Source organism: Rhodanobacter sp. DHB23 (assembly GCF_014842975.1).
In the GTDB taxonomy this organism is placed as follows: domain Bacteria; phylum Pseudomonadota; class Gammaproteobacteria; order Xanthomonadales; family Rhodanobacteraceae; genus Rhodanobacter_A.
This window is the reverse complement of sequence record NZ_JACYXK010000028.1, coordinates 340,858-354,487: the sequence shown is the minus strand read 5'-3', so window position 1 is coordinate 354,487 and position 13,630 is coordinate 340,858. Positions and strand designations below refer to the sequence as shown.

The following is a 13,630-nucleotide window of genomic DNA, read 5'->3' as shown; positions in this document are numbered from 1 at the left end:
TCCTACCGGGGAATCCGTGGCCTAGTGCAGCGTGGGCAACTGCGCGGCGAGCATCTGCACGAAGGCGTCGGGGCGGCCGTAGTAGTGGTGGTGCGGCAGCAGCGCGCGGCGGCCGTCGATGTCCAGCAGCAGGGTGGGGAAGCCCTGGCCGCCCACTTCGCCCAGCAGGCGGCGGCTGGCCTCGACGTGTTCGAACACGGCATGGCCGTCGGCACGCGCCAGGGCCTGCGCGAACGGTTCGCCCTCGAGCCCGGTTTCCTCGGCCAGTTCGGCCAGCACCTGCGGTTCGACCACGCGCAGGCCGCGTCGGTAGTGCGCGTCCTGGATCGCGACCAGCATCGGGTAGGCCTTGGCGGCATCCAGCGATCCGGCGGCCAGCACGGCGGCGATCGGCGGCAGCGAATACAGCACGGTGCCGTCGTCGGCCAGCAGGCCCTGCTTGTAGGCCTCGCCGAACGGCTGGCCGCTGAGCTGGGCGATGCGCTCATCGGAATGCAGGATGTGCTGCGCCAGCGCGGCGTCGATGCGGCGCGGCTCGCCGAACAGGCCGCCGCCGTGCAGGCGCAGCGCGAGGCGGTCGGCCAGTTGCGCCTGCGCCGCGCTCACCAGCGGTTGCGCGGCGTAGCACCAGCCGCACAGCGGATCGTGGATGTAGTGCAGGGTGGCGGTGGTCATGGGGTTCGATCCGATGCTACGAACGTATGGGGCTTTTGACCGTCATCCCGGCGAAGGCCGGGATCCAGTAGCCGTATGGCTCGAATGAGCACGGTCGCCACTGGATGACTCGCTGTGCTCGCCCCTATGGGGCCGCCCTACGGGCGTTCTGCGCACTGCGTGCTTGTCCGGCCTTCGCCGGGATGACGAGCAGAAAACAGAAGCTCAGCCCGCCGACTTCTGCTGCTCCAGCCAGCGTTCCGCATCCAGCGCGGCCATGCAGCCGAAGCCGGCCGAGGTGATCGCCTGGCGGTAGACGTGGTCGGCCACGTCGCCGGCGGCGAACACGCCGGGCACCGAGGTCATCGTCGCCATGCCGGCCTGGCCGCTCTTGATCCTGAGGTAGCCGTCGTGCATTTCCAGCTGGCCGGCGAAGATGCCGGTGTTGGGGGTGTGGCCGATGGCGACGAAGAAGCCGGTGGCGGCGATGTCGCGGGTGGCGCCGGAGTTGACGTCCTTCACGCGCACGCCGGTGACGCCGGAGTCGTCGCCCAGCACTTCGTCCACGGTGTGGTTCCACACCAGTTCGATCTTGCCGGCGGCGGCCTTCTCGAACAGCTTGTCCTGCATGATCTTCTCGGCGCGCAGCTTGTCGCGGCGATGCACCAGGTAGACCTTGCTGGCGATGTTGGAGAGGTACAGCGCCTCCTCGACGGCGGTGTTGCCGCCGCCGATCACCACCACTTCCTGTTCGCGGAAGAAGAAGCCGTCGCAGGTGGCGCAGGCGGACACGCCCTTGCCCTTGAACTTCTCCTCGCTGGCGATGCCGAGGTACTTGGCGGTGGCGCCGGTGGCGATGATCAGCGCGTCGGCGGTGTATTCGCCGGAGTCGCCGGTGAGTCGGAACGGGCGCCTGGCGAGGTCCACCGTGTGGATGTGGTCGAAGATCATCTCGGTGTGGAAGCGCTCGGCATGCTCGGCCATGCGCTGCATCAGCGCCGGGCCCTGCAGGCCTTCCACGTCGCCCGGCCAGTTGTCCACGTCGGTGGTGGTCATCAGCTGGCCGCCCTGCTGCAGGCCGGTGACCATGGTCGGCTTGAGGTTGGCGCGCGCGGCGTACACCGCGGCGGTGTAGCCGGCGGGGCCGGAGCCGAGGATCAGCAGGCGGGTGTGCTTGGGCGTGGCGGTCATGCGCGGGTTCCTCAGGAGTGGTCGGCGGTTGCAGGGCTGTTCGCCGCAGCCGCCGTGCAGGTTTCATCGCCGTGGCTGGCACGGCGCGGAACCGCAAGGATGGGGAAGGTGGGCGGCCGATTCAAGGGACGCGGCGGCTACTGAAGCCTGCGCCGCCTGTGTAGACTTGCCCGGACTGTCGAAACACGGAAGCACGTCCCGGTGGCGCCAAGCGCAAACGTCAAACAGAAGAAGGAGTCGGCCGGCCTGAGCGACGAGTTGAAGCGCCGCCTGCGCGAGGCGGGGGCCCTGGTGCTGCTGGCGCTGGCGTTGTACCTGCTGGTGTGCCTGTTCAGCTACGACGCGCAGGACCCGAGCTGGTCGCATGCCGGCGTGGTCGCGCACAGCCGCAACCTCGGCGGCACGGTGGGCGCCTACGTGGCCGACCTGCTGCGCTACCTGTTCGGCGGCGTGGCGTATTTCTTCCCCTTGCTGCTGCTGGCGCTCAGCGTGCCGGTGCTGCGCCAGCGTGGCGTGTTGCCGGCGCAGCCATGGGAGTCCTCGTTGCGGCTGGTCGGCTCGGTGTTCTTCTTCATCACCGCGCCGGGGCTGTGCTGGCTCAATTTCCCGCAGAGCACGATGGCGCCGGAAGGCGCCGGCGGCGTGATCGGCCGCGCGGTGGCGCGTGGCCTGCTCGCCGCGTTCGGCGACAAGGGCGCACCGCTGCTGCTGCTGGCGCTGTTCCTGGTCGCGGTGACGCTGGCCACCGGGTTGTCGTGGTTCAAGGTGATGGACTGGACCGGGCAGGCCACCTTGCGCGCGGTCGAGTGGCTGCGCGGCAAGCTGCGCGCGGCGCCCGAGGCGATCAAGGCGCAGCAGGCGCGCGCCGAGCGCGACGTGGTGAAGAAGGCGGAGGCCGTGAAGCAGGCCAAGCGCGAGCCGGTGCGCATCGAGGCGCAGCCGGCGCCGGTGGCCAAGAGCGAGCGGGCGAAGGTGGAAACGCAGATCCCGCTGTTCACCGGCGCCTCGCAGCCAGGCGAGCTGCCGCCGCTGTCGCTGCTGGACGAGGCGCCGGAGCAGGGCCCGGGCTATTCGGAAGAAACGCTGGAAGTGCTGTCGCGCCAGGTCGAGCTGAAGCTCAAGGAGTTCCGCATCGACGCCAAGGTGGTGGGCGTGTACCCCGGCCCGGTCATCACCCGCTTCGAGCTGGAGCCGGCGCCCGGCGTGCGCGGCTCGCAGGTATCCAGCCTGGACAAGGACATCGCGCGCGGCCTCTCCGTGGTGAGCGTGCGCGTGGTGGACGTGATCCCCGGCAAGAACGTGATCGGCCTGGAACTGCCCAACACCAAGAAGCAGATCGTCTACCTCTCCGAGATCCTGCGCTCGGACAAGTACGACCAGACCAAGTCGCCGCTGGCGCTGGCGCTGGGCAAGGACATCGGCGGCCGCGCCGTGGTGGCCGACCTGGCCAAGATGCCGCACCTGCTGGTGGCCGGCACCACCGGCTCGGGCAAGTCGGTGGCGGTGAACGCGATGGTGCTGAGCCTGCTGTACAAGGCCAGCCCCAAAGACGTGCGCATGATCATGATCGACCCGAAGATGCTGGAACTCTCGGTGTACGAGGGCATCCCGCACCTGCTCGCGCCGGTGGTGACCGACATGAAGGAGGCCGCCAACGCGCTGCGCTGGTGCGTGGCCGAGATGGAGCGCCGCTACAAGCTGATGGCCGCGGTGGGCGTGCGCAACCTCGGCGGCTTCAACAAGAAGGTGAAGGACGCCGAGAACGCAGGCCAGCCGCTGCTCGACCCGCTGTTCCGTCCCAATCCCGAGATGCCCAACCTCGCCGCCGAGCCGCTGGAGCCGCTGCCCTACATCGTCATCATCATCGACGAGTTCGCCGACATGATGATGATCGTCGGCAAGAAGGTGGAGGAGCTGATCGCCCGCCTCGCGCAGAAGGCGCGCGCCGCCGGCGTGCACCTGGTGCTGGCCACGCAGCGCCCGTCGGTGGACGTGATCACCGGCCTGATCAAGGCCAACATCCCCACCCGCATCGCGTTCCAGGTGTCGAGCAAGATCGACTCGCGCACGATCCTCGACCAGTCCGGCGCGGAAGCGCTGCTGGGCCACGGCGACATGCTCTACCTGCCGCCGGGCACCGCCATGCCCGAGCGCGTGCACGGCGCCTTCGTGGACGACCACGAGGTGCACAACGTGGTGAACTGGCTGCGGGCGCAGGGCGCGCCGCAGTACATCGAGGGCGTGCTGGAGGAAGTGCAGGCCACCAGCGACGGCAAGTTCATCAACGACTCCGGCTTGCCGCAGGAAGGCGAGGAGGGCGGCGACGCCGACGCGCAGCTCTACGACAAGGCGGTCGCCATCGTCACGCAGACGCGCCGCGCCTCGATCTCCGGCGTGCAGCGTCACCTGCGCATCGGCTACAACCGTGCCGCGCGGCTGATCGAGCAGATGGAGCAGGACGGCGTGGTCAGCGCCCCGCAGCACAACGGCAACCGCGAAGTGTTGGCGCCCCCGCCGCCCAAGGGTTGAGTCTTTACTCCCTCGCCCCTTCGGTGACCTGATTGGCGTCGAGTTTCAGTCGTGCCATGTCCTGTCTCCCTCCCCTGCGTGCAGGGGAGGGCCGGGGTGGGGTCAAGCTCTGGCGAAAGCCATCCATGAGAGTCTTTCGCAAGGTTCACCCCCTCCCAACCTCCCCCTGCACGCAGGGGGAGGAGTAAATCAGCTCACCGCTGAGACTCGACGCCATCCATGGCGCATCTCCACGAAAGGGAGAAGGGGCGCGGCGTCGAACGGTTAAGCCTTCCCCTCTACAATGCACGCACCGCATTGCGCACAGGGCTTCCATGAAACGCCTAGCTATCGTCGCCGTCGCCTTCCTGCTGTCACTGGCCGGCACGGCCCAGGCCGCCACCGGCGCGGCGCGCGCGCGGCTGGACGCGTTCGCCACCGGCCTGCATTCGCTCACCGGCAATTTCACGCAGGCCCTGGTCGATCCGAACGGCAACGCAGGCAAGACCAGCAGCGGCACGCTGGCGCTGGAGGCGCCGCGGCAGTTCCGCTGGGAGACCACGGCGCCGTACAAGCAGACCATCGTGGCCGACGGCAGCCGCGTGTGGATGTACGACCCCGAGCTGGAGCAGGTGACCGTGCGCATCCAGTCCGGCGAGGAGGCGCACAGCCCGCTCACCGTGCTCACCGACCTCAAGCAGATGGACAAGGAGTTCAAGGTCGCCGAGCAGGGCGAGCGAGACGGCCTGGTCTGGCTGCGCCTCACCTCCACCGCCAAGGACCCGCAGTTCGCCTATGCCGACCTCGGCTTCGACGCGAACGGGCTGGCGCGGATGACCTTCAAGGACCAGCTCGGCTCCACCACCGACATCCGCTTCTCGGACTGGAAGCGCAACATCGACATCCCCGCTTCGGTATTCACCTTCGTGCCGCCCAAGGGGGCCGACGTGATCGGCGACGCCCCGGTGTTGCAGGTGCAGCCGCTGCAGAACTGAAGAGGCCCAGCCGATGCCGGTGCTGCGCCAATTGCCGCGCTGGGCCTGGCCCGGCATGGCCGTGCTGGCGCTGATCGCGGGCTGGATCAACGCGGCCGGCTACCTGAGCTTCCGCCACCAGTCCATCAGCAACATGACCGGCAACACCAGCCTGCTGGGCATCGCGCTGGGCAAGGGCGATGCCGGCGAGGCGCTGCACTGGGCGCTGACCATCGCGGCCTTCGTACTCGGCGCGATGCTGAGCGGCGTGATCGTGCAGCAGAGCACGTTGCGGCTGGGGCGCCGCTACGGCGTGGCGCTGCTGCTGGAGTCGCTGCTGCTGTTCGCTGCGGTGCCGCTGCTCGATGCAGCCGACTCGCTGGGCCTGTATCTCGCCTCGGCGGCGGTGGGGCTGCAGAACGGCATGGTCAGCGCGTACAGCGGCATGGTGATACGCACCACGCACGTCACCGGCATCTTCACCGACATGGGCATCTACCTCGGCCACCTGTTGCGCGGCCTGCCGGTGGACAGGCTGCGCCTGCGCGTGTGCGTGCTGGTGGCGGCGTGCTTCATGCTGGGCAGCGCGGTCGGCGCGCTGCTGTTCGAGCGCATGCAGGACCACAGCCTGCTGGTCCCGGCGGCGCTCACCGGCGTTTGCGGCCTGGCCTATGGCCTGTACCGCCTGTTCTCGCCGGCCGTGGGCGACGCCGGCGGCGGCTGAGTCATCCGGCCAGCGTGCAGCGGTTGCGGCCGTGGCGCTTGGATTCGTAGAGCGCGGCATCGGCGCGCGACAGCCACGCGGTCATGCTCTCGCCGGTGCGGAGCTCGGCGACGCCGATGCTCACCGTGACGGAGATGGCGCGTCCTTCGTGCCGGATGAGTGTGCTGCGCAGCCGGGTGCGGATCCGCTCGGCGACCGCCATCGCCTGCTCGCTGCCGTTGTTCGGCAGGCACAGCACCAGTTCCTCGCCGCCGTAGCGACCGATCAGGTCGCCGGTGCGCAGCTGCTGGCAGATGACGCCGGCGGCGGTGCGCAGCACGGTGTCGCCGGCGAGGTGGCCGTGCTCGTCGTTGACCAGCTTGAAGCGATCCAGGTCCAGCAGGGCGATGCAGGCCGGCATCGCATTGGCGTCGCGCCGCACTTCCTCGGCCAGTTCGAGGAAGCGGCGGCGATTGCTCACGCCGGTCAGTTCGTCGGTGCTGGCCAGCATGTCCAGCCGCCGGTTGGCGGCCATCAGTTCGCGGATGTGCGCGTCGATCTGCGCCTGCAGTTGCGCGGCGCGGTGGCGCAGGTAGACCGTGCGCACGTGCACCAGCAGCAGTACCAGCACCAGCACCAGCATCACCGCCAGCAGCCGCGCCCACAGCGTTTCGTACCACAGCGGCGCCACGCTGATGTCCAGCCGGCTCTCGATCGTGCGCGTGTGCAGCCCGCGCGGCACGGCGCGCAGGTGCAGCACGTAGTGGCCGTGCGGCAGGTTGGTGTAGATCGCGCTGGGCAGGGTGCCCTTGGGTATGTCGATCCAGTCGCTGTCGAAGCCGTCCATGCGGTAGCTGTAGTCGGTCTCCTGCTGCGCCTGGTAGTCGAGCAGCGCGAAATCCACCCGCAGGCTGCGCTGGTCCGCGGACAGCGCCAGCGTGCCGTGGTCGCCGGGCAGGGGCAGCGGGCGCCCGTTCGCCAGTGCGTTGGTGAAGCGCAGCGGCGCCTGCGGGACATCGGTGCGGTAGCGCAGCGGGCGTACCACGGTGAGGCCGCCCAGGCCGCCGAACAACAGCGTATCGCCCGGCGCGCGCGCGGCGGCGTCGTAGATGTAGCTGACGATGCGCCGGCCATCGCGGATGCCGAGGTTGCGGATCTGCAGGCTGTCGCCGTCGACCACGGAAATGCCGTTGGAGGTGCTCACCCACAGGTTGCCCTCGTCGTCGGGGAGCAGGGCGGTGATCTTGTCGCTGACCAGGCCGTCCTCCTCGCCGAACCGCCGGAAGCGCCAGGGCGGCGCATCGCCGTGCGGCAGCATGGCGAGGCCACCCAGCGTGCCCAGCCAGACGCGGCCGCGCGTATCGACGGCGATGGAATCCACCAGGTTCTGCGGCAGGCTGTCGGGGTCGTCCTTGCGGTGCGCCAGGTTCACGAAGCCGCCGGTCTGCAGCGGGTCGCGCGCGATGCTGATGCCGTTGTTGGTGGCGTACCAGATCGACGTGCCCACGCGCACGATCTGGCGCACGGTGTCGCTGGCCAGGCTGTCGGGCTGGCTGGCGACATGGCCGTAATGGACCAGTTGGCCGTTGCGCGTGTCGTAGCGGTAGGCGCCGCCGTAGGTGCCGATCAGCATGTACGGCCCCTGCCGCAGCAGGCTGAGCACGGGGACGCCGTCGAGTTCGGGCAGGATGGAGCCCTTGATGTCCAGCGTGAGCGGGTCGATGCGCGCCACACCCTGAGTACCGACCCAGATCGAGCCGTCCGGCGCCTCGGTCAGGCTCTGCACGTCGCGGCGGGCCTGCCGGCCGGCCAGCCGCAGGTGGCGCACGGTGGCGTCGGCCGGGTCGACGATGTCGATGCCGCCCGCCGCCATGCCCAGCCAGATCCGGCCGGTAGCGTCGACGTGGACGCTGCGCACGTTCGGGTTGGAGAGCGAGTGCGCGGCATCGGCCGCGGGCAGCATCGAGAAGGCGACCTCGGCGCTGGCGCTGCTGTGCGCGGCACCGAGGTCGGTGGCGGCCCAGACGTTGCCGGCCTGCCCCAGCAGCAGCGCGCGCACGGTGTTGCCGGGCAGCGAGGAGGGCAGCGAGGTGTCCTGGGCGATCACGCGGGTGTCGGCGTCGCCGGGGCTGTAGGTGACGATGCCGTCGCCGTCGGTGGCGATCCAGATCCGGTTCGGCGCCACCTCCAGGAAGTCGCGCACGGTGGCCTGTTGCGCTTCGCCGGCGGTGCCGCTGAACCCCGGCACCGTGTGCCAGCTGCCGTCGGCCTCGCGGTAGACCGTGCCCATCTGCACGCTGCCGACCCAGAGCCGGCCCTCGGCGTCTTCGCGGATGGCCCAGATCTCGCTGCGCAGTACCTGGTCGATCGTGCCCGCGGGGTGCGGCGGCCGCACGAAGTCGTTGCTGCCCGCGTAGCGCACGAGCAGTCCCTTGTTGTTGCCCAGCCAGACGTCGCCCGCGCGGTCCTGGTAGACGGTGAAGTCGCGCGGGGCGGCCTTGCCGCCGGTAGGCACCGCCTCGATGCGGTCGCTGCGCAGGTCCAGGTGGTCCAGCCCGCCGTCGGTGGCGATCCACACGCCGCGATCGCCGTCGGGCGACAGTGTGTAGATCTTGCGGTTGCTGGTGCCGCCGGCGCCCACCGGATAGCTGCGGAATTGCCCGGTGTGCGGATCGAAGCGCGCCAGCCCGCCGGCGTTGGTGCCCACCAGCAGGCCGCCGTCAGGCAGCGCGAGCAGGCTGCGCACGTAGGTGTCGGGCAGGCCGGTGGCCGTGGCGCTGGCCTGTTCGAACACCTGCATGTGGTAGCCGTCGTAGCGCGCCAGGCCGCCCATGGTGCCGATCCAGAGCAGGCCGTCGCGATCCTGCGCCAGCGCCGTGGTGATCGAGTGGGGCAAGCCTTCGGCCATGCCCACGGTGTCGAACCACTGCCGTTCCAGCGCATGCCAGCGGTCGCCCGGGGCGGCCGCATGCGCGGACAGCGACAGCAACGCCATCAGCACGGCCAGGACGGCCGCGCACAGCCGATCGCCTCGCCGGCGGCGATGGCGGTGCGGATCAGGATGGCGATGGATTCCCCCGGACATGCGCAGCTCCCCATGTCGCGCGCTGTTCCAACCTCCCATCATAGCGGGTGTCCCGCCGGCGGGGCAGTCCGGCACCGCTCGCCTTATCATGTCGGCCATGCCACGCAACCCCTTCCAGCCGTCCGCCTCCCTGTTCGCCGAACCCGAGGCGCTCAAGCCGCTGGCCGAGCGCATGCGCCCGTGCAACCTCGACGAGGTCGTGGGGCAGCGCAGGCTGGTGGCGCCGGACCGGGCCCTGCGCCGCGCGCTGGAGGCCGGCAAGCTGCATTCCATGGTGCTGTGGGGGCCGCCGGGTTGCGGCAAGACGACGCTGGCCTTGCTGGTGGCGCAGTACGCCGACGCCGACTTCAAGGCGATCTCGGCCGTGCTCTCCGGCCTTCCCGAGGTGCGCAAGGCGCTGGCCGAGGCCGAGGCGAACTTCGCCCAGGGCCGGCGCACCGTGCTGTTCGTGGACGAGGTGCACCGCTTCAACAAGGCCCAGCAGGACGCCTTCCTGCCGCACATCGAGCGCGGCGTGATCCTGTTCGTGGGCGCCACTACCGAGAACCCCTCGTTCGAGCTGAACTCCGCGCTGCTCTCGCGCTGCCGCGTGCACGTGCTGGAGGCGGTGTCGGCGGACGACATCGTGGCCGCGCTCAGGCGCGCGCTGGCGGACACGGAGCGGGGACTCGGCGCGCAGGACCTGCAGGTGGACGACGCCTCGCTGCAACTGATCGCCCAGGCCGCCGACGGCGACGTGCGCCGCGCGCTCACCCTGCTGGAGATCGCCGCCGAGCTGGCCGAAGGCAAGCGCATCGACCAGGCCACGCTGGAGCAGGTGCTGGCCGACCGCACCCGCCGCTTCGACAAGCAGGGCGAGCAGTTCTACGACCTGATCTCGGCCCTGCACAAATCCGTGCGCTCCTCCGACCCGGACGCGGCGATCTACTGGCTGGCGCGCATGCTCGACGGCGGCTGCGACCCGTCCTACCTGATGCGCCGCATGACCATCATGTCGGTGGAGGACGTCGGCCTCGCCGACCCGCGTGCCTGGCACATGGCGCTGGACGCGTGGGACACCTTCGAGCGCGTCGGCATGCCCGAGGGGCGCCTGGCGCTGGCCAACCTCGCGGTCTACCTCGCCGTGGCGCCGAAGAGCAACTCGGCCTACAAGGCGCTCTCCGCCGCTCAGGCGGCGATACGGGAGACCGGCACGCTGGAGGTGCCCATGCACCTGCGCAACGCCCCGACGAAACTGATGAAGGGGCTGGGCTACGGCAGCGGCTACCAGTACGACCACGACGTCGAGGGCGGCGTCGCGCTGGACCAGCAGTGCCTGCCCGACGCGCTGGACGGCACGGTGTTCTACGAACCGGCGGAACGCGGGCTGGAATCGCAGATGCGCGACAAGCTGCTGGCGCTGCGCGAGGCCCGCCGCAAGGCCCGCGGCAAATAGACAGCCGGAGCGCACCCTGTGCGCGAATGCTTTTGCTCCGATCGGGCACCAGGGCATTCGCGCACAGGGTGCTCCTACCCGCCACCGCGTTGCGGCGCAGCGGCTGCGAAAGCGATAATCGGCGCTTTCGACGGCTGCCCGGATACCCTACATGCTCGATCCCGCCCTGCTGCGCTCGCGCCTCGCCGAAACCGCGGCGCGCCTCAAGGAAACCCGCGGCTTCGAGCTCGACGTGTCCGCCGTGGAGTCGCTGGAAGGTGAGCGCAAGCGCCTCGCCACCGAGACGCAGGAGCTGCAGAACCTGCGCAACACCCGCTCCAAGGCGATCGGCCAGGCCAAGGCCAGGGGCGAGGACACCGCGCCGCTGATGGCCGAGGTCGCCGGCATCGGCGACAGGCTCAAGGCCAACGAGGCCCAGCTCGCCGAGGTGCGGGCGAAACTCGCCGACATCGCGCTGGGCATCCCGAACATCCCGCACGAGTCCGTGCCGCTCGGCAAGGACGAGGCCGGGAACGCCGAACAGCTGCGCTGGGGCACGCCACGCAGCTTCGACTTCGAGGTGAAGGACCACGTCGACCTCGGTGCCCGCCACGGCTGGCTCGATGCCGATGCCGGCGCCAAGCTCTCCGGCGCGCGCTTCACCGTGCTGCGTGGCCAACTGGCGCGGCTGCACCGCGCGCTCGCGCAGTTCATGATCAACCTGCACACCGGCGAGCACGGCTACCTCGAGTGCAATGTGCCGCTGATCGTCAACGCCGAGACCATGCAGGGCACCAGCCAGCTGCCGAAGTTCGAGGAAGACCTGTTCGCCACCCAGGTGGGCGACAGCAAGCGCTACCTGATCCCCACCGCCGAGGTGGCGCTGACCAACCTCGTCGCCGACAGCATCGTCGAGGCCGACGCGCTGCCGATGCGGCTCACCGCGCACTCCATGTGCTTCCGCGCCGAGGCCGGCAGCTACGGCCGCGACACCCGCGGCATGATCCGCCAGCACCAGTTCGAGAAGGTGGAGATGGTGCAGGTCGCCGCGCCCGGGCAGTCGCATGCGCAACTGGAGGAAATGGTCGGTCACGCCGAGAAGGTGCTGCAGCTGCTCGGTCTGCCGTACCGCAAGGTGTTGCTGTGCACCGGCGACATGGGCTTTGCCGCGATCAAGACCTATGACCTCGAGGTGTGGCTGCCCAGCCAGGGCACCTACCGCGAGATTTCCTCCTGCTCCAACTGCGGCGACTTCCAGGCCCGCCGCATGCAGGCGCGCTGGCGCAACCCGGAAACCGGCAAGCCCGAGCTGGCGCACACGCTCAACGGCTCCGGCCTCGCCGTGGGCCGCACCCTGGTGGCGGTGATGGAGAACTTCCAGAACGCCGACGGCTCGATCACCGTGCCCGAGGCGCTGCGCCCGTATATGGGCGGGCAAGAGCGCATCGCATGAACACGCCTGGCGGGCGCGGCTGGGACAAGGTCGAGTACTGGAGCAGCTACTTCTTGCTGGCCGTGCTCGGCTCGGTGATCCTCACGCGCCTCGCCTTCGCCGGCATCTGGTCGGTGCCCACGCTCGACCTCGTACTCGGCGGCATCGCACTGCTGCTGGTCCTCGCCAGTCCATGGATCGCCCGCCGTCGCCGCGCCTTGCGCATCGGCATCGTCGCCTACGCGACGGCCACGCAACTGGTGCCGGTATGCGTGCGCCATCCCGCCGTGCTGCTGCCGCTGCTCGGCGCGCTGATCCCCGTTGCCATCATGGTCTGGGCGCTGGCCGCGCTGTCGCGCAAGGGCCGCGCGGGGCAGGGTACGGGGCATACCTGATAGGATGCACGCTGGCTGCAGGAGAGCGGTCAGCCAGCTGAACGAATCCGGAGAGATGGCCGAGTGGTTTAAGGCAGCAGTCTTGACGCGTAGGCAGGATGCCGAAGCGGACAGCGGCGTAGCCGCTGGCCCCGAAGGGGCGAAGGGCAGGATGCCCGAAGCCAAACTGCCGTAGTGGCGCGCACAGCGCGCCTTGGCGGGAAGTGACAACGGAGAGATGGCCGAGTGGTTTAAGGCAGCAGTCTTGAAAACTGCCGTAGGTGCAAGCCTACCGTGGGTTCGAATCCCACTCTCTCCGCCAAAATTATGAAGATGCCCTAAAAATAGGACTTTTCGCTTGGCGGTGAAAATTTGCCGGGACAATGATGATGGCGCCGCCACAATGGCAGATTGGAGCAGGACCTGCGGCTCTCTCTCTGAATTGAGCCCAATGCCATGACCATGAATATGGTTCGACTATGCGCACCTTCACCATTTCTTCTTGCATTTGCAGCTGCTGTCGCTCTTGTTGCCGGGGCTGCGTCTCAAGCAGCGACACCTGTCTGCCCTGCGCCGTTTGCCAAACTGCTTTCTTTTGATGTGTTTCATGATCAAGCTGTTCGCTTGACACGGAAAATTGCCAGTCCCACGCCACCGGACGTGAAAGAAGGTAGAGCATATTTATATCGTACGGTAATCAAGGAAGAGGCAAAATTGGGGCCAAACTTTGCCGATCATTACACAATTATTCGCATCGGCTGCGGGGCTGCCACTACCTGTCTGGCGATCGCGGATGCGAAGAGCGGTCATGTCTATTTCCCGCCTGATCTTGAAAGTGTGGAGGCGTTGCTGGTCGATACGGGAAGAATTAACGTTGACACCCTGAACTATCGACGAGATAGTCGTCTCTTGGTCGTGGTTGGATCGCCTAACGAAAAAAATGATCGGGCCGGTATTAGCTATTACACTTGGCAATCAGAAAAGTTAAAGCTCATTCGTTTCATCCCTGCTGCCACTTTGTGTGGATTACCGGCATCCACGCAATTCTGATCAGCCAACAACGGGGCAGGAGCCGTTTCCGAGCCGAACCACCCAAGCCAACCTTCCGTCATAAGGGGGCGGAGGAAATCAAACATTTCCCGGTTGGATGGCGGATCGTCGTGACCGGTCGCGCTGGCGCAGCTTGGCCGGGCGACCCAACGCCTTTTCGATCATGGCCTGGAACTTGGCGTCGCTCGGCGCTCGCTCTTGTTCGAGGTGCGCGCGGATGCACGGGGGCATTTCTGTCGATGCCC

At 68.5% G+C, this 13,630-nt stretch carries 10 protein-coding genes and 1 tRNA gene; 8 read left to right on the top strand and 3 right to left on the bottom strand.

Annotation, left to right across the window (positions count from 1 at the left end; genetic code table 11):
• Window positions 1-21 precede the first annotated feature (21 nt).
• Window positions 22-675 carry a DsbA family protein gene (locus IHE47_RS13460; RefSeq protein WP_192106634.1) on the bottom strand — a complete coding sequence of 218 codons (654 nt, stop codon included), beginning with the start codon at window positions 673-675 and terminating at the stop codon, window positions 22-24.
• A gap of 204 nt (window positions 676-879) precedes the next feature.
• Window positions 880-1,845, bottom strand: coding sequence for a thioredoxin-disulfide reductase (trxB, locus tag IHE47_RS13455; protein ID WP_192106632.1), 966 nt, complete (start codon window positions 1,843-1,845; stop codon window positions 880-882).
• A gap of 246 nt (window positions 1,846-2,091) precedes the next feature.
• Here trxB and IHE47_RS13450 point away from each other — a divergent pair, with 246 nt between their 5' ends.
• The 3 genes from IHE47_RS13450 (at window position 2,092) to IHE47_RS13440 (ending at window position 6,051) form a co-directional block, all read left to right on the top strand.
• Window positions 2,092-4,374: a DNA translocase FtsK gene (locus IHE47_RS13450; RefSeq protein WP_225561927.1), complete on the top strand. Its 2,283-nt coding sequence runs from the start codon at window positions 2,092-2,094 to the stop codon at window positions 4,372-4,374.
• 314 nt (window positions 4,375-4,688) lie between these two features.
• Entirely contained in the window at window positions 4,689-5,348 is a 660-nt protein-coding gene (lolA, locus tag IHE47_RS13445) for an outer membrane lipoprotein chaperone LolA (RefSeq protein WP_192106623.1), read from the top strand.
• Between the two features lie 13 nt (window positions 5,349-5,361).
• Window positions 5,362-6,051: a YoaK family protein gene (locus IHE47_RS13440; protein WP_192106621.1), complete on the top strand. Its 690-nt coding sequence runs from the start codon at window positions 5,362-5,364 to the stop codon at window positions 6,049-6,051.
• Between the two features lies 1 nt (window position 6,052).
• Here IHE47_RS13440 and IHE47_RS13435 read toward each other — a convergent pair whose 3' ends face one another.
• Window positions 6,053-9,115 carry a ligand-binding sensor domain-containing diguanylate cyclase gene (locus IHE47_RS13435; RefSeq protein ID WP_192106619.1) on the bottom strand — a complete coding sequence of 1,021 codons (3,063 nt, stop codon included), beginning with the start codon at window positions 9,113-9,115 and terminating at the stop codon, window positions 6,053-6,055.
• 97 nt (window positions 9,116-9,212) lie between these two features.
• Here IHE47_RS13435 and IHE47_RS13430 point away from each other — a divergent pair, with 97 nt between their 5' ends.
• From IHE47_RS13430 to IHE47_RS13410, 5 genes are all read left to right on the top strand, one after another.
• Window positions 9,213-10,550, top strand: coding sequence for a replication-associated recombination protein A (locus IHE47_RS13430; protein ID WP_192106612.1), 1,338 nt, complete (start codon window positions 9,213-9,215; stop codon window positions 10,548-10,550).
• 151 nt (window positions 10,551-10,701) lie between these two features.
• Window positions 10,702-11,982 (top strand): serine--tRNA ligase, encoded by a 1,281-nt coding sequence (gene serS, locus IHE47_RS13425; protein ID WP_192106610.1) that lies wholly within the window; start codon window positions 10,702-10,704, stop codon window positions 11,980-11,982.
• The gene (locus IHE47_RS13420; RefSeq protein WP_192106609.1) at window positions 11,979-12,356 is read left to right on the top strand and encodes an LrgA; all 378 of its coding nucleotides are present in this window, start codon (window positions 11,979-11,981) and stop codon (window positions 12,354-12,356) included. The genes serS and IHE47_RS13420 overlap by 4 nt, the downstream gene beginning before the upstream one ends.
• Before the next feature lie 211 nt (window positions 12,357-12,567).
• A tRNA-Ser gene (locus IHE47_RS13415) sits at window positions 12,568-12,657 on the top strand.
• Between the two features lie 134 nt (window positions 12,658-12,791).
• Window positions 12,792-13,385: a hypothetical protein gene (locus IHE47_RS13410; RefSeq protein WP_192106607.1), complete on the top strand. Its 594-nt coding sequence runs from the start codon at window positions 12,792-12,794 to the stop codon at window positions 13,383-13,385.
• Window positions 13,386-13,630: the final 245 nt, after the last annotated feature.